This window comes from Jiangella muralis, from assembly GCF_001270745.1.
Lineage (GTDB): Bacteria > Actinomycetota > Actinomycetes > Jiangellales > Jiangellaceae > Jiangella > Jiangella muralis.
Genome location: NZ_LFXL01000037.1, coordinates 76,694 through 98,601, shown reverse-complemented (window position 1 = coordinate 98,601; position 21,908 = coordinate 76,694). Strand labels below are relative to the sequence as shown.

Annotated in this window: 21 protein-coding genes; 15 read left to right on the top strand and 6 right to left on the bottom strand. The window is 73.4% G+C overall.

Annotated features, from left to right (window positions below; all coding sequences use genetic code 11):
* The first annotated feature begins 240 nt into the window (after window positions 1-240).
* Genes cofD through ACW62_RS26885 form a run of 3 tightly spaced genes read left to right on the top strand, consistent with a single transcriptional unit; the run spans window position 241 to window position 2,917 of the window.
* On the top strand, window positions 241-1,200 hold the full coding sequence (cofD, locus tag ACW62_RS26895) for a 2-phospho-L-lactate transferase (protein ID WP_053207208.1): 960 nt from the start codon (window positions 241-243) through the stop codon (window positions 1,198-1,200).
* Window positions 1,197-2,417, top strand: coding sequence for a coenzyme F420-0:L-glutamate ligase (locus tag ACW62_RS26890; RefSeq protein ID WP_053207200.1), 1,221 nt, complete (start codon window positions 1,197-1,199; stop codon window positions 2,415-2,417). The genes cofD and ACW62_RS26890 overlap by 4 nt, the downstream gene beginning before the upstream one ends.
* Window positions 2,418-2,428: 11 nt before the next feature.
* Window positions 2,429-2,917: a GNAT family N-acetyltransferase gene (locus ACW62_RS26885; protein ID WP_053207207.1), complete on the top strand. Its 489-nt coding sequence runs from the start codon at window positions 2,429-2,431 to the stop codon at window positions 2,915-2,917.
* A 6-nt stretch (window positions 2,918-2,923) separates the two neighbouring features.
* Here the strand turns inward: ACW62_RS26885 and ACW62_RS26880 are convergent, their stop codons facing one another.
* A complete protein-coding gene (locus tag ACW62_RS26880) occupies window positions 2,924-3,826 on the bottom strand; it encodes a DNA-3-methyladenine glycosylase family protein (RefSeq protein WP_053207199.1) in 903 nt (300 codons plus the stop codon).
* 71 nt (window positions 3,827-3,897) lie between these two features.
* Between ACW62_RS26880 and ACW62_RS26875 the strand changes: the two genes are divergently transcribed.
* The 4 genes from ACW62_RS26875 to ACW62_RS26860 all read left to right on the top strand — a co-directional run bounded on the left by ACW62_RS26875 (window position 3,898) and on the right by ACW62_RS26860 (window position 6,606).
* Complete coding sequence (locus ACW62_RS26875; RefSeq protein WP_053207198.1) at window positions 3,898-4,764, top strand: hypothetical protein; 867 nt, start codon at window positions 3,898-3,900, stop codon at window positions 4,762-4,764.
* Window positions 4,761-5,495 (top strand): TIGR03089 family protein, encoded by a 735-nt coding sequence (locus tag ACW62_RS26870; protein ID WP_053207206.1) that lies wholly within the window; start codon window positions 4,761-4,763, stop codon window positions 5,493-5,495. The genes ACW62_RS26875 and ACW62_RS26870 overlap by 4 nt, the downstream gene beginning before the upstream one ends.
* A 119-nt stretch (window positions 5,496-5,614) precedes the next feature.
* Complete coding sequence (locus ACW62_RS26865) at window positions 5,615-6,205, top strand: nucleotidyltransferase domain-containing protein (RefSeq protein ID WP_053207197.1); 591 nt, start codon at window positions 5,615-5,617, stop codon at window positions 6,203-6,205.
* Complete coding sequence (locus tag ACW62_RS26860; protein WP_053207196.1) at window positions 6,205-6,606, top strand: hypothetical protein; 402 nt, start codon at window positions 6,205-6,207, stop codon at window positions 6,604-6,606. The genes ACW62_RS26865 and ACW62_RS26860 overlap by 1 nt, the downstream gene beginning before the upstream one ends.
* A gap of 70 nt (window positions 6,607-6,676) precedes the next feature.
* Here ACW62_RS26860 and ACW62_RS26855 read toward each other — a convergent pair whose 3' ends face one another.
* The gene (locus ACW62_RS26855) at window positions 6,677-7,675 is read right to left on the bottom strand and encodes a LacI family DNA-binding transcriptional regulator (protein ID WP_169792133.1); all 999 of its coding nucleotides are present in this window, start codon (window positions 7,673-7,675) and stop codon (window positions 6,677-6,679) included.
* Window positions 7,676-7,789: 114 nt separating this feature from the next.
* Between ACW62_RS26855 and ACW62_RS26850 the strand changes: the two genes are divergently transcribed.
* From ACW62_RS26850 to ACW62_RS26835, 4 genes are read left to right on the top strand one after another with little or no spacing between them, the layout of a single operon-like run.
* Window positions 7,790-9,157: an ABC transporter substrate-binding protein gene (locus tag ACW62_RS26850; RefSeq protein WP_053207194.1), complete on the top strand. Its 1,368-nt coding sequence runs from the start codon at window positions 7,790-7,792 to the stop codon at window positions 9,155-9,157.
* 5 nt (window positions 9,158-9,162) lie between these two features.
* Window positions 9,163-10,092: a carbohydrate ABC transporter permease gene (locus tag ACW62_RS26845; RefSeq protein WP_083460214.1), complete on the top strand. Its 930-nt coding sequence runs from the start codon at window positions 9,163-9,165 to the stop codon at window positions 10,090-10,092.
* Window positions 10,089-10,898: a carbohydrate ABC transporter permease gene (locus ACW62_RS26840; RefSeq protein WP_053207193.1), complete on the top strand. Its 810-nt coding sequence runs from the start codon at window positions 10,089-10,091 to the stop codon at window positions 10,896-10,898. The genes ACW62_RS26845 and ACW62_RS26840 overlap by 4 nt, the downstream gene beginning before the upstream one ends.
* Complete coding sequence (locus tag ACW62_RS26835) at window positions 10,895-12,046, top strand: serine hydrolase domain-containing protein (protein WP_053207192.1); 1,152 nt, start codon at window positions 10,895-10,897, stop codon at window positions 12,044-12,046. The genes ACW62_RS26840 and ACW62_RS26835 overlap by 4 nt, the downstream gene beginning before the upstream one ends.
* Here the strand turns inward: ACW62_RS26835 and ACW62_RS26830 are convergent.
* On the bottom strand, window positions 12,035-12,643 hold the full coding sequence (locus ACW62_RS26830) for a hypothetical protein (protein ID WP_053207191.1): 609 nt from the start codon (window positions 12,641-12,643) through the stop codon (window positions 12,035-12,037). The genes ACW62_RS26835 and ACW62_RS26830 overlap by 12 nt on opposite strands.
* A gap of 142 nt (window positions 12,644-12,785) precedes the next feature.
* Between ACW62_RS26830 and ACW62_RS35435 the strand changes: the two genes are divergently transcribed.
* Both ACW62_RS35435 and ACW62_RS26820 read left to right on the top strand, forming a co-directional pair.
* On the top strand, window positions 12,786-14,972 hold the full coding sequence (locus ACW62_RS35435; protein WP_205629630.1) for a glycosyltransferase: 2,187 nt from the start codon (window positions 12,786-12,788) through the stop codon (window positions 14,970-14,972).
* A gap of 2 nt (window positions 14,973-14,974) precedes the next feature.
* On the top strand, window positions 14,975-15,526 hold the full coding sequence (locus ACW62_RS26820; protein WP_053207190.1) for a hypothetical protein: 552 nt from the start codon (window positions 14,975-14,977) through the stop codon (window positions 15,524-15,526).
* A gap of 13 nt (window positions 15,527-15,539) precedes the next feature.
* Here the strand turns inward: ACW62_RS26820 and ACW62_RS26815 are convergent, their stop codons facing one another.
* Window positions 15,540-16,259, bottom strand: coding sequence for an MIP/aquaporin family protein (locus tag ACW62_RS26815; RefSeq protein ID WP_053207189.1), 720 nt, complete (start codon window positions 16,257-16,259; stop codon window positions 15,540-15,542).
* A 195-nt stretch (window positions 16,260-16,454) separates the two neighbouring features.
* On the opposite strand from ACW62_RS26815, the gene ACW62_RS26810 reads away from it, so the two are divergent.
* Window positions 16,455-18,542: an acyltransferase family protein gene (locus ACW62_RS26810; protein WP_053207188.1), complete on the top strand. Its 2,088-nt coding sequence runs from the start codon at window positions 16,455-16,457 to the stop codon at window positions 18,540-18,542.
* A 6-nt stretch (window positions 18,543-18,548) separates the two neighbouring features.
* Here the strand turns inward: ACW62_RS26810 and ACW62_RS26805 are convergent, their stop codons facing one another.
* Window positions 18,549-19,040, bottom strand: coding sequence for a hypothetical protein (locus tag ACW62_RS26805; RefSeq protein ID WP_157575008.1), 492 nt, complete (start codon window positions 19,038-19,040; stop codon window positions 18,549-18,551).
* Window positions 19,041-19,251: 211 nt separating this feature from the next.
* Here ACW62_RS26805 and ACW62_RS26800 point away from each other — a divergent pair, with 211 nt between their 5' ends.
* A complete protein-coding gene (locus ACW62_RS26800) occupies window positions 19,252-20,466 on the top strand; it encodes a class I SAM-dependent methyltransferase (RefSeq protein ID WP_157575007.1) in 1,215 nt (404 codons plus the stop codon).
* On the opposite strand, the gene ACW62_RS26795 is transcribed toward ACW62_RS26800, so the two are convergent.
* Entirely contained in the window at window positions 20,451-21,869 is a 1,419-nt protein-coding gene (locus tag ACW62_RS26795) for a glycosyltransferase family 2 protein (protein WP_053207185.1), read from the bottom strand. The two genes, ACW62_RS26800 and ACW62_RS26795, sit on opposite strands and share 16 nt — an antisense overlap.
* Window positions 21,870-21,908: the final 39 nt, after the last annotated feature.

The following is a 21,908-nucleotide window of genomic DNA, read 5'->3' as shown; positions in this document are numbered from 1 at the left end:
GTACTCACACCGGCACCCGCCCCGTCGAGCAGGACCCGGCACACCGGATCTTGACAGAGAGATGATCATGGAAGCGGGGCAGGCGCCGCGATCTCGTCGCCCCGGCTCCGTCCATGATCATCAACCTTTTGGGCTGCCATGTCAGCGCAAAAGGTTGATGATCATGGAACGGGGGCGGCGTCTCGCTGACCGGGCGCGGGGCGGGCCGCCCACCTGGCAGCGGGTACGGTCGTGGCTGTGCTGAGGATCACCGCGCTGGCCGGCGGCATCGGGGGCTCCAGGTTCCTGCGGGGGCTGCTGCGAGCCGTCCCCGACGCCGAGGTCACCGTCGTCGGGAACACCGCCGACGACATCACGCTGCACGGGCTGCACGTCAGCCCCGACCTCGACACCGTCATGTACACGCTCGGCGGCGGCATCGAGGAGTCTCAGGGGTGGGGCCGCGCGGCCGAGACGTTCGCCGTCGCGGAGGAGCTGGCCGCGTACGGGGCCGAGGCGCAGTGGTTCACGCTCGGCGACCGCGACCTCGCCACCCACCTCGTCCGCACCCGCATGCTCGCGGCCGGCTACCCGCTGTCGGCCGTCACCGAGGCGCTCTGCGACCGCTGGCGGCCCGGCGTCCGCCTCCTCCCGATGACCGACGACCGGGTCGAGACTCACGTCGTGGTCGGGACCGAAGACGACGGCGAGAAGGCGATCCACTTCCAGGAATGGTGGGTCCGCCTGCACGCCGAGATCCCCGCCCGCCGCATCGTCCTCGTGGGCGCCGACCACGCCAAGCCGGCCCCCGGCGTCCTCGACGCCATCGCCGGCGCCGACGTGATCCTGCTGCCGCCGTCCAACCCGGTCGTCAGCATCGGCCCGATCCTCGCCGTCCCCGGCATCCGCGACGCCGTCCGCACGGCGAAGGCCCCGAAGATCGGCCTCTCACCGATCATCGGGGGTTCACCGGTAAGAGGGATGGCCGATGCGACGCTCACGGCCATCGGCGTGCCGACGACGGCGGCCGGGGTCGCCGGGTTGTTCGCCGACCTGCTGGACGGCTGGCTGGTCGACACCGTCGACGAGGCGGCCACGCAACAGGTCGAGGCGGCCGGCGTCCGCTGCGTCGCCGTCCCGCTCTGGATGACCGACCCCGACACGACCGCCACCATGGCCCGCGCGGCACTCGACCTCGCCGAGGAGGTGCGGACCCGGTGAGCGCCCGCTACGAGGCGTTCGGACTGCCCGGCATCCCGGAGGTCCGCCCCGGCGACGACCTCGTCGAGATCCTGGCGACGGCGCTCGAGCAGGCCCCGCCCGGCGACACCCTGCGTGACGGCGACATCGTCGTCGTCACGAGCAAGATCGTCAGCAAGTCCGAGGGCCGCGTCGCGACCGGCCTCGACCGCGACGACGCCATCGACGCCGAGGCGGTGCGGACGATCTCGGAGTGGACGACGCCGCGCGGGCGCACCCGCATCGTCGAGACCCGGCACGGCTTCGTCATGGCCGCCGCCGGCATCGACGCGTCGAACGTCGAGCAGGGCACGATCGTGCTGCTGCCGGTCGACCCGGACGGCTCCGCCCGCGCCCTCCGCGACGGCCTGGCGAAGCGCTACGGCGTCCGCGTCGGCGTGGTCGTGACGGACACCGCGGGCCGGGTGTGGCGCAACGGCGTCGCCGACTTCGCGGTCGGCTCGGCCGGCATCCGCGCCGTCGACGACCTGCGCGGCAGCGTCGACGCGTACGGCAACGACCTCGGCGTCACGGTCGTCGCGCTGGCCGACGAACTGGCGGCGGCGTCGGAACTGGTGCGCGCCAAACTGTCCGGTGTCCCCGTCGCCGTCGTGCGCGGACTGCCGCACCTGCTGCTGGAGCCCGGCGAGGACGACCACGGCATCGCGGCGCTGATCCGGCCGAGCGCCGAGGACCGCTTCCGGCTCGGCACCCCCGAAGCGATGCGGGCCGCCGTCACGGGCCGGCGGACGGCGTCGTCGTTCACGCCGGCGCCGGTCGATCCGGCTGTGGTCAGGCAGGCCGTCGCCGCCGCGTTCTCCGCGCCGTGGCCGATCGACACCCCACCGTGGCGGTTCGTCTTGCTGGAATCCGACGCGGCCCGCCGCCGGCTGGCGTCACGGCTGGACGGCGCCGGACTGCTGGGCGCCGCCCCGTACGTCGTCGTCCCGTGCCTGGTCGACGGGTCCGACGCGCTGCTCGGCCTGGGCGCGGCGGTCGAGAACCTGCTGATCGCGCTCGGCGCCGAGGGTCTCGCGTCCGCCTGGCTGTTCCCCGACCCCGCCCTCTCGGCGGCGACGTCGGCGCTGGACCTCCCGCCCGGCTGGACGCCCATCGGCGCGGTCGCGATCGGCCACGCCGCCGAACCGTCCGCCGATCACCCGCCCGTCGACGTCGACACCGTGACGGTCATTCGGTGATCTGGCGGCCGATGGCCTTCGAGCTGGAGACGAAGCGGCTCTCGCTCGGGCCGCTCGGACCGGCCGACGCGCCCTGGCACCTCGAGCTCATGGGCGAACGCGAGGGCGGGACGACACGCACCCTCGACGAGGCCAAGGGCCGGCTCATCGAACTGCAGGCCTCGGCGGCGGCGAACGGCATCGGGTTCCTCACCGTCCGCCGGCGGTCCGACGGCGCGCCGCTCGGCTACTGCGGCCTGCTGATCGGACGGGCCACCCTCGGCGAGCCCGAGATCGCCTACGAGCTGCTGCGCCGCTACCACGGTCAGGGCTACGCCACCGAGGCGGCGCGGGCCGTGCTCGCGGCGGCCACCGCCACCGGCCGCCGCCGTCTGTGGTCGACGGTCCGGACGTGGAACGCGCCGTCGTTGCGGGTGCTGGCGAAGCTGGGGTTCCGCCGCGACCACTCCGAGACCGACGGCCGGGGTGAGCTCCTCTACCTGGTCCGCGACCTGCGCTGACGGCCGTCACATCGAACGGAAGTCGCGCACGGGGGCGCGCGGGCCGCGTCGCGGCGGCAGCGGCCCGGCCCGCATGAGCAACAGGCAGGCGCGGTGACGGTGCCCGCGGTACGGCTCGAGCAGCTCGAGCATCAGCTCGTCGGTCCCGCGCCGCTCCCCCGTCAGCGCGTAGGCGACGACGTGCGGGAGCCCGTAGTCGCCGACGGAGACGGCGTCGGCGTCGCCGAGGACGCGCTGGCGGACCTCGGCCGACGTCCAGACGCCGATGCCCGGGACGGCGCGCAGCCGCCGGTCGGCGTCGTCCGTCGCGAGGCCGGAGATCTCCTCCAGCCGCGCGACGTGCCGCCCGGCGGTGACGATGGTGCGTGAGCGCTGCGGCCCGACCCCGGCGCGGTGGTACTCCCACGAGGGGATGCGGGCCCAGACGTCGGACGGCGGGACGACGCGCATGCGGTCGGGCGCGGGACCGGGGGCCGGCTCGCCGAACCGGCGCAGCAGCCGCAGCCAGCCGCGGTACGCCTCGGTGCTGGTGACCTTCTGCTCCAGGACGGCCGGCACCAGCGCCTCGATGGCCAGCCCCGTGCGTCCGACGACCGTGCCCGGGAAGCGGCGGAACGCGTCGGCCAGGACGGGGTGCCGCGGCCGGAAGTCGCCGGGATCGTCGGCGTCGCCGAGCCACTGCGGGACGGCGTCGAGCGCGGCCGCGGCGCCCGGGCCCCACGCCGTGGCCGTGACCTCGCCGCGCCCGGCCGTCACGCACACCGTCGCGGCGTCGCCGCCCGGCCGGCAGGTGCGCCAGACCCGCCCGCGGGCGTCGAGCTGGAAGGCGGGATCGCCCGGGCCGCGCTGGTGGGCGGCGAGCGTCGCGACGACGTCGACCGGACGCCGCGGCCGCCACGTCCGCTCCATCACGCTCTCAGTGAAGCACGCGGCACCGACAGGCGTTTGTCGTCGCCGCGGCCGGGCTGAATACTCCCCCCGTGGGGGAGCCCGAGGAGACATCCGGCGAGCGGCTGGTCGCCGCCGTACGCGACGACGTCGACGCGCGGCTCGCGCTGGCCGCGGAGTTCTACGCGCGGCGGCCGGGCATCCGGGCGTACGGACGGGCCCAGCTCGCGTTCATGCGCTGGCAGGCGCGGCGGGGCGTGCTGGAGACCTCGGGCAGCCCGTGGTGGCGCGCCGTCAACGAGGGTCTGTTGCGCGACGGGTGGGTGGCGGCGGCGCTGCTCGATGCGGGCCGGCCGGACGACGGCTGCCGCCCGGCCGTCGCCCAGTGGATGCGCTTCCTCGCCCGGCCGTCGCCGCGCCAGTGGTATCGCGCCCACAACAGCAGCATCGTGGCCGGGTACTTCGAGCACCGCGGCCTGACGGCGGGCGAGCACGAGGTCGAGCGGTTCTTCATGGACGTCGCCCTGGTGCGGGTGTTCTTCGCCCACGGTCTCGTCGCCGCGCCCCGGACCGCGCTCGGACGACTGTGGCCCGCCGCCGCGGTACTGGGCGATCCCCGTCGCCGCGGCACCGGCTGGTTCCTCTCGCTGCGCAACATCCTGCCCGAGTGGTACCCGCTGGACGGCCTGGTGATCGACGAGGTGCTGCAGGACGAGAACTGGTTCGGCCGGCTGGTGGACTACGGGCTGATCGTGCCGCGCATCGGGCGGCTGTACGCGTTCGCGGCCACCGAGCTCGGCGACCCGCGGATCACCGGCCTCGTGACCACGTGTGGTGGCCGGTCGGGCGAGCGGTCCGGCTGGTCCGGCGGCTCGCTGGCTAGGCAGCTGGCCTGGGGTTTCGGCTCCGCCCCGGTGTCTGAGTACGACGCCGTCGTGACCGTAGGGTGGGGCGCATGAGTGAGACCCCGGCAGAGCTGCTGCGCACCGCCGTCCGGCACGACGGCGCGCGGCCGTTCCTCACGTTCTACGACGACGCCACCGGCGAACGCGTCGAGCTGTCCACCATCACGTTCGACAACTGGGTCGCGAAGACCGCCGGGTTCCTCACCGGCGGGCTCGGCGCCGAGACCGGCGAACGGGTCGCGCTGCGGCTGCCGGCGCACTGGCAGGCACTGGCGTGGGCGGCCGCCTGCTGGTCGGCCGGCGTGTGCGTGGTGCTCGGCTCCGGTGACGGCGACGTGCAGGTGGCGGTGGCCGGCCCGGACGACGTAGCCACGGCGGCGGGCAGCGCGCCGGAGGTGGTCGGGCTGGCGCTGCGGCCACTCGGCGGGCGGTTCACCGAGCCGCTGCCGCCCGGCGTCGCCGACTACGCCGTCGAGGTGCCCGGCTATCCCGACCACTTCGCGCCGGTCTTCCCGCCCGACGACACCGAGCCGGCGCTCGACCGCGGCGGGGCCGTCCACACACTCGGCGGGCTGGCCGACCACGCCCGGCAGCGGGCCGAGCAGCTGGGCGCCGGTCCGGGCGGCCGGCTCCTGGTGGCGACCGACGATCTCGGCACCGCCCTGGTCGACGCGCTATTGGTGCCGCTGGTGGTCGGCGGGTCGGCGGTGCTGGTGCGGCACGAGGACCCGGCCGGCCGCCCCGCCCGCGTCGACGCCGAGCGGGTGACGGTCACCGCCGGCTGAGCAGCGGAGCGGCGACCCACCGCGGTGCCGCACGGGGCGACGTGGGCCGCAACTACGGTATGGCAGGTCTGCCAGTCATGTGACTGGCCAACCAATCATATGACTGGTATTTTGCGGGCATGTTCTTCAACGAGCCGTTCGGCGGGATCATCCCCGGCGCTCGCGGTGCGGTGTTGGCGACGCTGCTGCGTACTGGCTCACCTCTGACCGGGCGGCAGATCCACCGCCTCGTCAGCGACGACTACAGCCTCTGGACCGTCCAGGAGGCCCTGAAAGTGCTGGCCGAGCTCGGTGTGGTCGAGACCCAGACGATCGGTCGCGCCGGCGTGCACACGGTCAACGAGGAGCACGTAGCGGTGGCTCCGTTGCGTGGGCTCCTCGACCCGATCGCGGCTCTGCGGGAGGCCGTCGCAGCCGTCACGGGTTCAGAGGTGTCAGTGGTGATCCTGTTCGGGTCGATCGGACGCGGTGAGGCGACAGCCGACAGTGACGTCGATCTGGCGGTGATCGCTCCACCAGGTTGGGACAAGCGGGTCGAGCTCGAGGACGGCGTTCGCATGCGGCTCGGCAACGACTGCGACGTGCTCGTGTTCACCAGGGCAGAGTTCGACCGGCTTGCCGCCGCCGGCGAGCCGGTGGTCAGCGACATCCTCCGTGACGGCTTCGCCCTGATCGGCGCGATGCCGCGGATCAACCACAGGGGTGCCTGATGGCAACGGCCGAACAGCGCAACCACGCCAAGAGCTTCCTCAGGAAGTCGGTCGAGTACCTCGAGTCCGCCGAGGCCAACCTCGTCGCCGAGCGCTACACGCCGGCAGCCGGCGACGCGATCCACGCCGGCATCAGCGCGAAGGACGCCATCGTCACGGTGCTGACCGGAGCGACAGGCAAGAGCAAGGATCACGCGGCGGCTGCCAAGGAGTTGCGGCAGGCGCTGGCGAAGCGACCGGACGCAGCCGCGGCCGAGCGGGCGCTACGCGAGTTGATCGCGTCGAAGGGCGACGTCGAGTATGGGACGAACGTGGTGACAGCAACCAAGGCCGAACCGCTCGTTCGCCGAGCACGGACACTGGTCGAGCTCGCGACCGCGATCGTGCGCCTGGGCGGCTGACGAATCGGCCCGGAAGGTGCGCGACGAGCTGGCGATCGATCTCCAGCGCCTGCCGAACCTCGTCGTTCCATCAAGCGACAAGGGCGGGACCGGTCGTCGCGCGGGGGACGAGGGTGAGCGGGAGGCGCCGGCTGGCGATCGGCTCGCCGGGAGCGGCCAGCATGCGCCGCAGCGTACGTAGCGCCAGCCGGCCGGACTCCTCGAACGGGTGCCGCACCGTGGTCAGTCCGAGCGCCTCCGCGACCGGGTCGTCGTCGAAGCCCACCACCGAGACGTCGCCGGGCACGGACAGGCCGCGCGCCCGCAGCTCGGCCAGCGCGCCGAGCGCCACCAGGTCGCGGCACCCCACGACCGCGGTGACGGGCGACGCACCGTCCGCGAGCAGCTGTGCCACCGCCTCGGCGCCGGCCGACGTCCCCCTCGGCACGGTGATCTCGACGACCGCGTCCGAGCCGAGTACCGACCGCAGCCCGGCCAGCCGCAGCACCGGCGGCGACTCGAACGGGTACGTCTCGACCTCGTTGAGGAAGGCGACCTTCCGGTGCCCGAGCCCGGCCAGGTACTCGCCGACCAGCCGTCCCCCGAGGTGGTCGTCGACGGAGATGTCGGGCAGCCCCGGGTACCGGGTGTCGAGCAGCACCGTGGGCAGCCGCTGCCGCAGCCGTTCGCCGATCTTCTCGTCCAGCGGCACCCCGAGGTTGAGCAGCCCGTCGACGTGGCCGCGGACGGGAATGCTGGCCAGCACCGGCGACGCCGACACCGCGATGTCCGCGCAGTCGCTGACGATCAGCTGCTCGCCGCGGTCGCCGAGCTCGTCGAAGACGCCGGCCAGCCGCCGGGAGAAGCTCGCGTAGGACGTGAACGGCGCCACCGCCGCGATGCGGTGCACGCCCTTCCGGGCCCGGACGACGGCCCGCTCCTTGGGGACGAAGCCGAGGTCGTCGGCGACCTGGAGGACGCGGTCCAGCGTCGACCGTTTCAGCCGGGCCGGGTGGTTCAGCGCGAGGGACACCGTCGAGATGCTGACCTGCGCCCGCTCGGCGACGTCATAGATGGTCACGTCCTTCACGCCCACAGCCTAAGCCATCGAAGTGCTTTATCGAAGTGCTTGACAAACTTCTCGAACCGGACGACGGTAGGGCCCGGGTCGTCGACCACCGGCACCGATGTCGAGGAGAGCGCCATGACGACACGCCACACCCCACGCACCGCGCACCGTCGCGGACCAGCGCGCACCGCGGCCGCCACCGCCGCGGCCGCCCTCACGATCGCCCTGACGGCGGCCGCCTGCGGCTCGCCGGGCACCGACACCCCCGCGGACGCGAGCACGGAGGGCGCCGGCACCGATCTCGGCGACGACCCGGTCGTCGTCGACATCACCATCGACACCACGCAGGTCGACAGCCTGCGCCCGATCACCGACGCGTTCACCGCGCTGCACCCGAACGTCACGTTCGAGATCACCGGCGAGCAGTTCGACGCGCTGCAGCAGAACGCCGCGCGGCTGATGACCGGCGACGACCCGCCCGACCTGATCAGCCTGCCGACGCCGGGCAACACCGTCGAGGACGGGCTGGTCCGCAACCTCGACGACTACGCCGAGGCCTACGGCTGGACCGACTTCCCGGCGTCGCAGCTGAACCAGTGGCGGGTCGACGACGACGGCACCCGCGGCACCGGCTCGCTGTACGGGATGGGCATCGGGTTCACGCTGACCGGCGTCTACTACAACAAGACGCTGGCCGAGCAGGCCGGCATCGACGGCCCGCCGGCCACGCTCGCGGAGTTCGAGCAGGACCTCGCCGCCGCGGCGACGACCGGCGCGACGCCGCTGGTCACGTCCGGCAAGGACGGCCTGGTGTTCTTCCCGTACCAGTCGCTGCTGCTCGCGCAGGGCACCGCGAAACCGGTCACGGAGTGGGTGTTCAACGCGCCGGGGGCCAGCATCGACACCCCGGAGGCGGTCGAGGCGGCGCGGACGCTGCAGGACTGGGCGGCGGCCGGCTACCTCGCGGCGGACGTGTCGGCGGTCGACGCCAGCACGGCGGCCGCGCAGTTCGCCGCGGGCGAGGGCGTCTACTTCGTCAGCGGCAACTGGCAGGCCGCGACGCTGGGCCAGCAGCTCGGCGACGACGTCGGGTTCTTCCTGTTCCCGGCCGCCGACGACCACCCGCGCGCGGCGATGTCCGACCCCGCGAACTTCGTCATCCCGGCCGCGGCCTCCGACGCCGACGCCGCGGCCGCGTTCCTCGACTTCACCTTCACCGACGAGGGCCGCCAGCTGATCGTCACGAACAAGGGGCTGGCGCCGGGCGGGCCCTCCGACGCGCCCGCGCCGGAGTCCGACGTCGCGGTCGTCGCCGACGCGGCGACGGCGTTCACCGAGCTCGGCGCGGACGACGGGATCGTCCCGTTCATGGGCAACGCGACCGCGTCGTTCTTCTCCGCGACGCTGACGCCGCAGCTGCAGCTGCTGCTCGCGGGCCGCGTCACGCCCGAGGACTTCGCCGCTACGCTGCAGGCCGACTACGAGAGCCAGGTCGGCGGGTGAACACCATGGTGCGGGAGCGCGGACCCGCCGATGCGGCCGCGAGGACGCCGGCCCGGCCGCGGCGGGCGGTGCGGGCGCCCCGGGCCGCGTCCGGCTGGTGGTGGGTGCTGCCCGCGCTGCTGCTGTACGGCGGGTTCGTCCTATATCCGCTGAGCCAGACGGTGCGCTACTCGTTCTACGACTGGGACGGGTTCGGGCCGGCCACCTGGGTCGGCCTGGACAACTACCGGTCGGTGGTGACAGACGAGCGGCTGCTGGACTCGCTCGGCCACGCGCTGGTGCTGATCGCGTTCTTCACGCTGCTGCCGATCGCGCTCGGCCTGGCGCTGGCCGCCGTCGTCGCCGACCTGCGCTCCGGCGCGGGCCGCGCCGCCGCCCGCGCGCTGCTGTTCCTGCCGCAGGTGGTGCCGCTGGCCGGCGCCGCCATCGCGTGGTCGTGGATGTACTCCTCCGACGGCGTGGTGAACCAGCTGCTACGCCTGATCGGGCTGGACGCGCTGGCCCGGCCCTGGCTGGCCGACTTCCACACGGCGCTGCCGGCGGTGGGGCTGATCGGCGCCTGGGTGGCGACGGGCCTGTGCACGCTGCTGTTCACCGCCGGGCTGCTGCGGATCGACCCGGCGCTGCACGAGGCGGCGGCGCTGGACGGCGCCGGGCGGATCCGCCGGTTCACCGCCATCACGCTGCCGTCGCTGCGCCGCGAGATCGTCGTCGCCGCGACCATCCTCACCATCGCGGCGCTGGCCAGCTTCGACATCGTCTACGTCGCCACCGCCGGCGGGCCGGGCTACTCGACGATGGTGCCCGGCGTGCTGATCTTCCGGCTGGTCTTCACCGAGCAGGCGGTCGGGCTGGCGTCGGCGCTCGCGGTGGTGCTGGTGCTGCTGGTGCTGGCGGTCATCGCGCCGCTGCAGCGGCTGGGACGGGAGCGGTGAGGCGACGCAGCCCGGCCGGCCTGCTGCTCGCGCTGGCCGCCGTCGGCACCGTCCTGCCGCTGGTCAGCATGGCCCTGACGGCGTTGCAGCCACGCGGCTCGCGCCCGGCCGGGCTGAGCCTGCCGGCCGACCCGCAGTGGGGCAACTTCGCCGACGCGTGGAACGCCGCGCTGATGGGCGAGCTGCTCAAGTCCAGCTCGCTGATCGTGCTGGTGGTCGTGCCGGCGGCACTGCTGCTGGCGACGCTGGCCGGGTACGGGCTGGCGCTGGTGCCGTTCCGCGGCTCCCGGCTCGTGTTCGCGGCGTTCCTGGCCGGGCTGGCGCTGCCGTACGAGGCGCTGATCGCGCCGCTGTACCTGCAGATCGGCGACCTCGGCCTGCTGAACAGCCGATGGGCGATCATCCTGCCGCTGACCGCGCTGTTCATGCCGTTCAGCATCTTCTGGATGCGCGCGCACTTCCTGGGGCTGCCGGCCGAACTGCTGGACTCCGCGAAGGTGGACGGCGCCAGCTCGCGGCAGGCGTTCCGGCACGTCATGCTGCCGCTGGCGGCGCCGGCGTGGTCGGCACTGGCGATCCTGCTGTTCCTGTGGACGTGGAACCAGTTCCTGCTCGCGGTCACGCTGGTCGACGACCCGACGCGGCGGACGATGGCCGGCGCGCTCGGCGCCTACCAGGGCCAGTACGGCACCGACATCGTGCTGCTGTGCGCCGGGTCGCTGCTCATCGTGGTCCCGACGATCGCGGTGTTCCTCGTGTTCCAGCGCGGCTTCGTCGCCGCCATCCTCCAGGGAGCGGGTCGATGATCGACGGCGTGTGGGAACCGGCATACGCGCCGGTGGCCGAGGTGCTGGCGGACCTGCTGGCCGAGGACCCGGCCGCCGGTGCCGCCGTCGCCGTCTACGTCGACGGGCGGCCGGTGGTCGACGTGTGGGGCGGCGCCGGGTGGACGGCGGACACTCTCGCCGTCACGTTCTCATGCACGAAGGGCCTGCTGGCCGCGTGCGCCGTCCGGGCCGCCCAGGACGGCGCGCTGGACCTCGACGCGCCGGTCGCGGCGTACTGGCCGGCCTTCGCCGCGCACGGCAAGGAGGCGGTGACGACGCGCATGGTGCTGTCGCACACGGCCGGGCTGCCCGCGCTGGACGCCGACCTCACGCTCGCCGACGCGCTGGCCGGGACGCCCGTCGTCGCCGCGCTGGAGCGGCAGCGGCCGCTGTGGCCGCCCGGCGCCGGGCACGCCTACCACGCCATGACGTACGGCTGGCTGGTCGCGGAGGTGCTGCGCCGCGCCACCGGCGAGCCGCTGGCCGTCCATCTCGACCGGCTGGCCGGCGGCCCGGACCTGCTGTTCGGCGTGCCGGCCGCCGACGCGGGACGGGTCGCGGCGGCCGGCTGGGACCGGAACCGGTCGCGGCTGACGTTCCCGCCGGACGCGCCGGAGACGCCGTGGCGGCAGCGCACCGTCACCCGCGCGATCACGCTGGGCCACGCGTTCGACCCCGAGCTGGTCGGCGACGGCGCCGGGCTCAACGATCCGGCCGTCCTGGCCGCCGGGCTGCCCGCCGTCGGCGTCGTCGCGACCGCCCGGGCGCTGGCCCGCACGTGGTCGCGCACCGTCACCGAGACCGACGGCGAGCCCGCGCTGCTGCGCCCGGAAACCGTCCGCGACGCGACCCGGGCGCTGGCCGAGGGGCCGGGGGTGCTGGACCTCCCGCCGCCGCACGCCCGCTGGGCCACCGGGTTCATGCTGCGCTCCCCGATCGCGCCGATGCTGGCCGAGTCCTCCTTCGGCCACGACGGCGCCGGCGGGCAGCTGGCCTTCGCCGACCCCGTCGCCCGGGTCGGGTTCGCCTACCTCACCAACCGCCTGCGCAACCACGCCGACGACCGTGCGGAACGCCTCGTCGGTGCCCTCCGCACGGTCGTCGGCGACATGACGTCAGTCCGCTGACGGCCGCGTCCGCGCGTGCAGTTCGGCCCGCTGCCGGTCGCTCAGCGGCTTGACGTTGTCGCAGTAGATGGTGCCGTTCACGATGAGGTCGCCCTCGATGTACACCGGCCCGGTCAGGTACACCGTGCCGACGGCGTGGATGGCGTTGCCGCGCTCCTGTTCCGTCTGGTCGGCGTAGCCGTACGCGTAGATCGCGTAGTCGTGCCCCGCGTGCGCGATGGCGACGACCGCGGCGCACTCCTCGCCGGTGGCCACGACGGCGCCGCCGATGCCCATGGAGTTGCCGGTGTTGCGGTTCGTGGCCCGGACGGCGGCCTTCATCGAGTCGTCCGCGGTGGCCACGACGCCATCGCCGGCGCCGCGGTTCTGCACCGCCAGAACACCCGCGCCGCTGCCGCGGACCGTCGTGGCGGCCGTGCCGGAGCCGTTCAGCCGGCCGAGACGGACGGGGTCGCCGGGGGCGGCCTGCGCGGACGAGGCGGCGGCGACTCCGGCCACGGCCGCGACGGCGCCGCCGGCCAGCACGCCGGCCCCGCGCAGCAGGCGCCGGCGGCTGGACGTCTCGTCGGCCGTGGCCGGGTTCTCGGGTTCCATCATGGGATCTCCAGAAGAGTCGGGCTGGATGAATCGGGACAACACGGCCGTGTCTGACCCGTAGACGCCCGGCGCGTCCGGCCGGTTGCCCGTGATCTTCGGCCGGAATCGGCGACGGCCCGCCGGTGTGGCACGATCTGGAACCATGCCCGCTCCCGGCACCCGCACTGTCGACGTCCTCGACGTCTCTGACCTCCGCTTCCCCGGCGGCACCTCGCACAGCATCGCCGAGGAGATCACGGCGCAGGCCAGGGCCGGCTACTCCACCGGGCTGATCAGCCTGAACGGGCCGCTGGTGGCCAAGGTGTCGCCGGTGAACCCGCTGATCCGGCGGGCGGTGGAGGCCGGCCGGGCACGGCTGCTGGTCGGCCGGGCGCCGGTGCGGGCGAAGATCGTCGTGGTGCGCCACCCGGCGGTCCTGCAGCACGCCGCGGAGCAGTTGCCGCCGGTCGAGGCCGACCACGTCGTCATCGTCGCCAACGCCGCCCCGTACGACATCGACGGCCACGAGCACTACCGGCCCGAGGCCGTGCACGAGATCGCGAAGCACCGGTTCGGCCGCGAGCCGCTCTGGGCGCCGATCGGCCCGCTGGTGCGCCAGGCCATCGCCGGGCGGGTCCCGGCGCACACGCTGGCCGAGGCCGACTGGGTCAACATCATCGACGTCGACGCCTGGGCCGTCCAGCGGTCCGGCCACGCGGCCGGCGCGCGCCCCGTCGTCGGGCGGCACAGCCGGTCGTCGCCGCAGAAGTGGCCGGCCGACGCCGCCACCCTGCGCGCCGTCTACCCCGTCGACGGGTCCTGGACGGTGCGCGTGCTCGGCGGCGCCGGGCCGGTCGAGCACCTGCTCGGCGACCTCCCGGAGAGCTGGGAGGTGTTCGAGTTCGGCGCCATGCCGCCGCGCGACTTCCTCGCCTCCCTCGACTTCTTCGTCTACTTCCACAACCCGCGCTGGGTCGAGGCGTTCGGCCGGACCATCCTCGAGGCGCTGGCCACCGGCGTCCCGGCCGTCCTGCCGCCGCACTTCGAGCCGGTCTTCGGCGCCGCCGCCGTCTACGCCGAGCCGCACGACGTCCGCCGCGTCGTCGAGTCCCTGCACGCCGACCGCGCCGCCTACGACGCGCAGGTCGAGCTGGCCCAGCGGACGGCGCGGGAGCGGTACGGCCACGAGGCACACGTCGCCCGGCTGGAGGCGCTGATCGGGCCGCCCAGCACGACGCCGGCGCCGTCCCCACCGCCGCCGGTCGCCACCGAGGCGGCGGGCACCGTGCCGCGGGCGCTGTTCGTCAGCAGCAACGGCGCCGGCATGGGCCACCTGACCCGGCTGCTCGCGTACGCCGAACGGTGCGCCCCTGCGCTGGAGCCGCACTTCTTCTCGCTGTCGCAGGCCGCGCCGGTCGTGGGGCGGTTCGGGCACCCGTATGAATACGTGCCGTCGGCGTCCGCGACCGGCCTCGAGCCGGCCCGGTGGCACGCGTACTTCGCCGCGCGGCTGTCGGCCACCATCGAGCGCATCCACCCGTCCGTCGTCGTCTTCGACGGCACCTGGCCGTACGAGGGTCTCGGCCTGGTTCGCCGCGCCTACCCGGGCATCCGCTGGGTGTGGTCGCGACGCGGCATGTGGCGGGCCGGCATGAACCGCGACCAGCTGGCGAAGTCGAGCTGGTTCGACCTCGTCATCGAGCCGGGCGAGTTCGCCGGCCCGGCCGACCAGGGCGTCACGGCGCAGGCCCAGGCGGCCCGCGTCGGCCCCGTCACGCTGCTCGACCGCGACGACCTCGACACCCGTGCCGAGGCCCGCGCGTTCCTCGGGCTGGACCCGTCGGCGCCGCTCGCGCTGGTCTCGCTCGGCGCCGGCAACATCAACGACACCAGCGGCGACCTCGGCGCCGTCGTGGCCGCGCTGCGCGACCTCGGCGTCGAGGTGTGCGTGACGCAGCCGGAGATCGCGTCCGGCCAGGGCCGCCTCGACGACGTCCACGTGGTGCGCGACTTCCCGCTGTCGCGCCGGTACCGCGCGTTCGACCTCGCCGTCAGCGCCACCGGCTACAACAGCTTCCACGAGCTGCTGCGCTTCGGCGTCCCCACGCTGTTCGTGCCGAACCGGTCCACCGCGCTGGACGACCAGGAGGCACGGTCGCGCTACGCCGCCGCGCAGGGCTGGGCGCACACGCTGGAGGTCGTCACCGTCGACCAGGCGACGCCGCTGCTGTCCGACCTGCTGGAGCGGGGCGAGCCGATGGTGAAGCACGTCGCCGACGCCGACGCCGGCAACGGCGCCGCCGAGGCCGCCCGCATCCTCACCGGCCTCGTCGTCGAAGGGCAGGACTGACCATGGCCGACCGCCGCAAGCCGCGCCGCGTCATGCGCCACATGCGCCGCATCCCCGGCTACCGCTACGCCCGCCGCACCGTCGTCCCCCGCCTGCGCGACTCCGCCACCGCCCGCGCCGTCGTGCACCGGCTGTTCGCCGTCGACGCCAAACAGCACACGCCGCTCGACGTCACCGCCGGACGGCTGCTGGCCGGCGTCGGCACGGAGCGGCTGCCGGTGGTCGTGGTGCTGCTGCTCGGCCTGCCGCCGGAGCGCGTCCGCGAGGTCGTCGACGAACTCGCCGAACTGCAGGTGCTGAGCGCCGGCTTCCGCCCGGTGATCGTCATGGACGTGCCCGAGCTGGCCGCGGCCCGCGCCTACGGCTACCCGGCGGAGCTGCTGCTGCCGGCCGCCGGCTGGCCGTACGAGGGCCAGTCCTGGGACGACTACGTCCGCACGACGCTCGGCACCGTCTTCGCGACCTACCGCAGCACCGCCTCGGTCGTCGTCGGCCCGGACGGACTGGGCCGGACCGAGCGCCTGCTGCTGGCCTCGCTCGCCCCGCGGCGCTGACCCGGCTACGGGCTCAGGGCAGCAGCGACGGCCCTGGCGGCGGCACCGGATCGGGGTAACGGGCGCGCCTGGTGGTGCGCTGCGGCTCGGCGATGACGAAGTGGTACAGCGCCCAGGCCAGCACGGCCCCCAACAGCGGGCCGACCAGCCACGAGGCGATGTCGTCCCATTCGCCGCTGACCACGGCCGGGCCGAAACCGCGGGCGGGGTTCAACGCTCCGCCGGTGACGGCGAGCAGCGCGGCGCTGCCGGCGATGACCGCGCCGCCGATCGCGAACGGGTAGATCGACAGCGGCGAACGCTCGTCGACAACGGTGCCGAACACGACCAGGACCAGGAACATCGTCGCGATGGCCTCGAGGGCGATGGCACCGCCCATGGTGACGAGTTCCTCGTTCACCGCCGGTGTCGCGACCGCCACCGTGTCGGTGTCGGAGACCGCCGCGACGAGCAGCGCACCCAGCGCGGCGCCCACGAGCTGCGCCGCCCAGTAGATGCCCGCTCCCAGCGCGTCGATCTTCTTCGCCAGCAGCATGGCCAGCGTGATGGCGGGGTTGAAGTGGCCGCCCGAGACGTGGCCGAGCGCCGCCACCATGCCCATGACGACGAAGCCATAAGCCAGCACCGTCGGCGTCGCCTGACCGGCGATACCCAGCGTCGCCACGGTCACGAAGACCACGGACAGGGTGCCCACCGCCTCGGCGATCGCGTTCCGAAGCCAGCTCTCTGCCATCTACGTGCCCCTCCGAATCGTCCTTGCTCCCACCCTGACCAAAGGGCCCGCCACCATCGGGACCCTATCGCGGATCGCTGACGTCCACGGCCCCGCGCCCGGGATCCGCGAGCACCATGCCCCGCTCCGATCCAGATGGCATGATCGATGGCCGCACCTGCGACAGACACGCGCACCACAAGGAGACCTGACGAGATGGCAACCGCCGTGTCGGCCCCGGCCCGAACGTCCTCGGCCAGCGGCGACGTCCGCGGCGGGTTCCGCCCGGACATCGAGGGTCTGCGCGCCGTCGCGGTGCTGCTCGTGCTCGCCTACCACGCGGGCCTCCCGCTGGTCAGCGGCGGGTTCGTCGGCGTGGACGTGTTCTTCGTCATCTCCGGGTTCCTCATCACCGGGCTGATCCTGAGCGAGGTCGAATCGACCGGGCGGCTGCGGCTGGGCCGCTTCTACGCCCGCCGGATCCGCCGGCTGCTCCCCGCGACAGCGGTCGTGCTCGCGGCGACCGCGATCCTGACGATCCTGTTCCTTCCGCCGGTGCGCTGGTCGTCTGTGGCCGGCGACATCGTGGCGAGCGCCGCCTACCTGATCAACTGGCGACTGGCCGAGCAGTCCGTCGACTACCTCACCGCCGAGGCCTCTCCGAGCCCGGTGCAGCACTTCTGGTCCTTGGCGGTCGAGGAGCAGTTCTACGTCGTCTGGCCACTGCTGATCATCGCGCTGGTGTGGTGGGCCCGGTCCCGAGGCCTGCAGGGGTCGGTGCGCCGCGTCCTGGCCTGCGGGCTGGCTCTGATCGCAGTGCCCTCCTTGGTCTGGTCCATCCACCTCACCGGCACCAGCCCGGGCGTGGCGTACCTCGTCTCCACGACACGCATCTGGGAGCTGGCCATCGGCGCGCTGCTGGCGCTGGCGGCGACTCGGCTGGCCGTGCTGCCGCGCCGCATCGCCGCGGTCCTGTGCTGGGCCGGCCTCGCAGCCATCGCCGTCGCCGCCCTGACGTTCGACTCGTCCACACCGTTCCCGGGTTCGGCGGCGCTGCTGCCGACCCTCGGCGCCGCCGCGGTCATCGCTGCGGGCATCGCCTCGACGGCCACGACGGGCGGCCGGCTGCTCGGCGCCGCGCCGATGCGGTTCGTCGGCGGACTCTCGTACTCGCTCTACCTGTGGCACTGGCCGTTGCTGGTCGCCGCGGCGGCGGCCTGGGGCGAGCCGTCGCCGGCCGTCGGAACGCTCGTGGTCGCCGGCTCGGTGATCCCGGCCTGGCTCACCCACCGGCTGGTCGAGCGGCCGATCCACCACGCGCGGTCCCTCGCGGTCCACCCCGGCCGGGCCTTCGCCGTCGGCGCCGTGGCCACCGCGGTGGCGCTGGCCGCCGCGTTCCTCACCGCGCGAGCCGTCCCCGAGTACGACGTCGCCGCCGACGCGCCCGGCGCGGCCGTGCTCGGCGACGACCCGGCGAACGACCCGGACGGCCGTGCCGCCGACGAGGTCGAGGCGCTGACTCCCGGGCCGCTGGAGGTCCGGGACGACAACGCCGACGTCTACGAGGACGGCTGCCATCAGGATCAGGAGAACGCCGACCTGCTGTCCTGTGCGTACGGTGACGTCGACTCCGACCGCGTGGTCGCGCTGGTCGGAGACTCCCACGCTGCGCAATGGCAGCCCGCGCTGGACGCCGCCGGCGACCAGCAGGGCTGGCGCGTCGAGACCTATACCAAGTCGTCCTGCGGGTTCTTCACCGCGGACGTCGCGACGGCCGACGACCTGCCGTACACCTCCTGCACGGAGTGGAACGAGGCGCTGGTCGAGCACCTCACCGGACCGGATCGGCCGGACATCGTCGTCACGACGGGCAGCAACTCCTATCGAGTGCTCCAGGACGGGGCCGAGCTGAGCGATGCCGAGAACGATGCCGCCTTCGCGGCAGCGCTGTCCACCAGCTGGCAGAGCGTCATCGACGCCGACGTGCCGCTGGCAGTCATCCGGAACACCCCGTGGCTCGATCGCGACGTGCCCGACTGCGTGTCCGCCAACCCCGACCACCTCAGCGCCTGCGCGGCGCCACAGCCGGACGCGCTCGAGCGCTCCGGCGACGAGCAGGAGGACGCGGCACGGCACCTGGAGCTGGACCTCGTCGACCTCAACGCGGCGATCTGCCCCAGCGACCCGTGCCCCGCCGTGATCGGCAACGTGATCGTCTGGCGCGACCCCCACCACCTGTCGGCGACCTATGCGCGGACGCTGGCACCGCGAGTGGCCGAGGCGATCGGGCCCTATCTGCCCTGAGCCGGGTCAGGCCGGGACGCTGGCGTTGTGCCGCTGATCGAACTCGGCCACCGCGGCGTCGAGGTCGCCCTCGGCATCGAGGCGATACCAGAACTCCGGAAGCTGGTCCTTGACGCTCTCGAGGTCGATCGTCATCGTGTACGGGACCGTCGTCAGGAATGCCTCGATATTGGCCCGGACGGTATCGACGTAGAAGCGGGCCAGGGCCGGCCGGTTCTCCACGGGCAGCTCGGTGCGATGCGGGACCACCGCCTCGGAGAACGCCTTGACGATGTTCGCGCGGTGCCCGTTGTCCCAGCGCCGCACGAAGCTCTCGGCGACCTCGCCGGGGTCGCGGCGGAGGTGAACGAAGAGGGCGTCGTCGGAGAACCGCGACCTCAGCTCGCCGAGGAACCAGGACAGCCGGTTGTCCGCCTCGACATGGTGCTCGGGATAGGCGAACCGCTCGTCGCCCACGGCGTGGGCCAGCGACTCGTGGCCGGCCGTGTGGTTGTCCATGTACCGGCACGACCGGACGAAGGTCACGGAGCCACAACGCCCCGTACACAACACGAACGCACGCATTTCAGTCTCCCCGTGACGACTACCTGGCAGACCGACGAACCATCCTGCCGTTGTGCCCACGCGGAGTCGTTGCCTGTGCTGCTGCCGGAAAGGGTAGTCTCACGCCCACGCTGACGAAGGAAGGTTGGACGAAGTCGTGTTGGGTATGACTACTCGGCAGCTCGTGGCGGGTCTTGTCGCCGCTGCCCTCGGCCTCGCGACCGCCGTCCTCGGCGTCGTCGGGCAGGCGGATCTCGCCATTGCCGCGCTCGGCCTGCTCCTGGCTGTCCTGGTCGTCGTTCTCCTCGACATCCGCCGCCGCCAGGGCGAGATGGCGAAGCGACTGAAGCAGATGGCCCAGCGTGACCTGGCCACGGCGCGCAAGATCGACCGTCTGCGTGGTCTCCCCGCGGACGTCGAGGCATCCGGCCGCCGCACCCTCGACGCCGTCACGGGCGAGGTCCGGTCGACGGTGGGCCGGCTCCAGACCGCGGGCGACCGCGTCCTCACGGGCATCGCCCAGGAGCGCCTGGCCGCCGCAGAACGCCACGTCGAGCTCGTCGGTCACGTCGGGGGCATCGGGAGCACGCTCACCTCGCTCGGCGACGGCGTGAGCGGCATCCGGGAGGATGTGGCCAGCACCAAGAAGCGGGTCGACGGCGCCCGCCGTGATCTGCTGGCTGGGCAGGAGGAGCTGGCCCAGGGCGAGAAGCGCCGGCTCATCAGCCTGCGCGAGCGCGTCGACAAGCTGGGCTACGAGCCGGTCCGCCAGATCCAGGCACTGATGCAGCTGGACAAGCGCATCGATGCCCGGGCGCCACTGCCTCCGACGGGCGGCTGGGCCATGGAGCCCACGACGCTGTTCCGTCTGGTGCGGCTGGTCGACCAGACTCGTCCCGCCATGGTGGTGGAGTGCGGTAGCGGGGCGTCGACGGTCTGGCTGGCCTACGCGCTGGAGTCGCTGGGCGGCGGGCGACTCGTGTCACTCGAGCACGACGAACGTTACGCCGAGCAGACCCGGCGGACGCTGGAGGAGCACGGGCTCAGCGGCGTGGCGGAGGTCCGGCACGCGCCGCTGAGCGAGGTCGAGGTGAACGGCGAGACGTTCACCTGGTACGACCCCACCGCAGTCCAGGATCTGAAGGACATCGAGCTGCTGCTGGTCGACGGCCCGCCGCGCGCCAGCGGGCCGCGGGCACGCTACCCAGCGCTGCCGCTGCTCGGCACCCGGCTCGCGCCGGGCGCGCGCATCGTGCTCGACGACGTCGACCGGCCCGAGGAACAGGAGGCCGCTGACGCCTGGCTGGCCGAGACGCCCGGGCTGGTCCGTGAGGGCTCCGAGACCGACCGGTCGGCGCTGCTGACCTACCGGCCCGGCTGACGACGCCTTCCGTTCCGCTCCACGTCCGAGGCTCCGGCGTCGACACCCACCCCGTGATCTGATCCGGCCGACCACGCCTCACCGAACAGGCTTCGCGCGGTGTCGCGGAGCGAGCCCGCATCGGCCGCGCGCAGGCTCCGGCTCAGTGCGCGGGTGGCCCAGAGCTCGACGGGCGTGTCCATGCCGGTGACGCTCACGCTGAGCAGTCCGTGGGTCCAGGCACGCAGCTTGGTGACCATGCGGCCGACGGCGTCCGAGGCGAACCTGGCGCCGACCGGGACCAGCATCGTCGCAGGGCTCGGAAACCCGGTCCGCGGCGCCTCGTGCATCAGCTTCACCCGGCCGTCGCGCTCCCAGTAGTCGACCAGCAGGTCCCATTCCGGGTGGTCGGCCACACCCACGACACTGATGGTCAAGTCGTCGTAGTCATTGGCCAGAAGATCATCAACGGTCCGTTGGGCGGTCACGAAGTCCGCCGACCCCGCGGGAACGATCACATGGAGATAGGGAACAGCCCATTGCCTGCCCCGAACCGACGGGCGATACCGCGGATGCGCGATGTGGTTGGCGATCAGCGGCGCACGCAGCCGGGCGATCTCGTCGCCTCGGCTGGCGAACGACCGCTGCCCCTGGTGCAGGCTGTAAGCCGCGCGCTCGGGTATGACCACACCCCCAGCGGTGAAGCAGCGATAACCGAACTCGGTGTCGACGATGCCACGGCGCGGGAAGTGCGGGAAGCCGCCCATCTCGTCGTAGAACGACCGCCGGGTCGAAACGCTGGCGCCGACGACGGCCCGCCAGAGGTCCTCGCGGTCCTGGACGAGGTCGTCGGTCTTGGCCAGCAGCTGCTCGATCCAGGAATGCGGCTCCATGGCCCGGCCCGCCACGGCGCGCGTCACCCCGTCGCCGGCTACGGCTTCCCGGACCTGAGCGGGCGTGACGCCTTCGACGTCGACGAAGTCGCGGAACCCGAGGACGACGGCGTCGTCGATCAGCTCGTGCCAGCGTGCGTGCGCCTCGACATGGTGGCGATCGGCGATGATGTCGGCGTCGAGGAAGAGCAGCACGTCGCCGGTCGCAACACGTGCGCCCACGTCACGGGCGTTCCCGGAGCCGTGACCACCGCCTTCGACCCGGATGACGCGCGCGGGCACACGCAGGTCGCCGGGCAGGACCAGCGGCGGCTGGGAGCGGTCGTCCACCACCACGATGTCCAGGAGGTCGTTCGGATGGCTCTGCTCATCGAGCGCCGCGAGCGCGAGCTCCAGCTCGGGCTGGCAGTCATGCGCCGGAATGACCACTGTGACCGACACACCGTCGACGGCTGGCTCGCCGACGGGCCGCGGCGTCAGGCTGCGCCAGTCGTTGCGCACCGCGGCGGCGCGACGAGCGGTCATGACCATGTGAGACTCCTTGGACTCGAGAACGATGCCAGACTCTAG

Coding starts and splice junctions, on each gene's coding strand:
- ACW62_RS26830 (WP_053207191.1), bottom strand. CDS start 12,643: ATGATGGAACCCGAGAACCCGGCCACGGCCGACGAGACGTCCAGCCGC.
- ACW62_RS26885 (WP_053207207.1), top strand. CDS start 2,429: ATGGCCTTCGAGCTGGAGACGAAGCGGCTCTCGCTCGGGCCGCTCGGA.
- ACW62_RS35435 (WP_205629630.1), top strand. CDS start 12,786: ATGCCCGCTCCCGGCACCCGCACTGTCGACGTCCTCGACGTCTCTGAC.
- ACW62_RS26835 (WP_053207192.1), top strand. CDS start 10,895: ATGATCGACGGCGTGTGGGAACCGGCATACGCGCCGGTGGCCGAGGTG.
- ACW62_RS26850 (WP_053207194.1), top strand. CDS start 7,790: ATGACGACACGCCACACCCCACGCACCGCGCACCGTCGCGGACCAGCG.
- ACW62_RS26805 (WP_157575008.1), bottom strand. CDS start 19,040: ATGGACAACCACACGGCCGGCCACGAGTCGCTGGCCCACGCCGTGGGC.
- ACW62_RS26810 (WP_053207188.1), top strand. CDS start 16,455: ATGGCAACCGCCGTGTCGGCCCCGGCCCGAACGTCCTCGGCCAGCGGC.
- ACW62_RS26860 (WP_053207196.1), top strand. CDS start 6,205: ATGGCAACGGCCGAACAGCGCAACCACGCCAAGAGCTTCCTCAGGAAG.
- ACW62_RS26815 (WP_053207189.1), bottom strand. CDS start 16,259: ATGGCAGAGAGCTGGCTTCGGAACGCGATCGCCGAGGCGGTGGGCACC.
- ACW62_RS26800 (WP_157575007.1), top strand. CDS start 19,252: ATGACTACTCGGCAGCTCGTGGCGGGTCTTGTCGCCGCTGCCCTCGGC.
- ACW62_RS26845 (WP_083460214.1), top strand. CDS start 9,163: ATGGTGCGGGAGCGCGGACCCGCCGATGCGGCCGCGAGGACGCCGGCC.
- ACW62_RS26870 (WP_053207206.1), top strand. CDS start 4,761: ATGAGTGAGACCCCGGCAGAGCTGCTGCGCACCGCCGTCCGGCACGAC.
- ACW62_RS26795 (WP_053207185.1), bottom strand. CDS start 21,869: ATGGTCATGACCGCTCGTCGCGCCGCCGCGGTGCGCAACGACTGGCGC.
- ACW62_RS26880 (WP_053207199.1), bottom strand. CDS start 3,826: ATGGAGCGGACGTGGCGGCCGCGGCGTCCGGTCGACGTCGTCGCGACG.
- ACW62_RS26820 (WP_053207190.1), top strand. CDS start 14,975: ATGGCCGACCGCCGCAAGCCGCGCCGCGTCATGCGCCACATGCGCCGC.
- ACW62_RS26865 (WP_053207197.1), top strand. CDS start 5,615: ATGTTCTTCAACGAGCCGTTCGGCGGGATCATCCCCGGCGCTCGCGGT.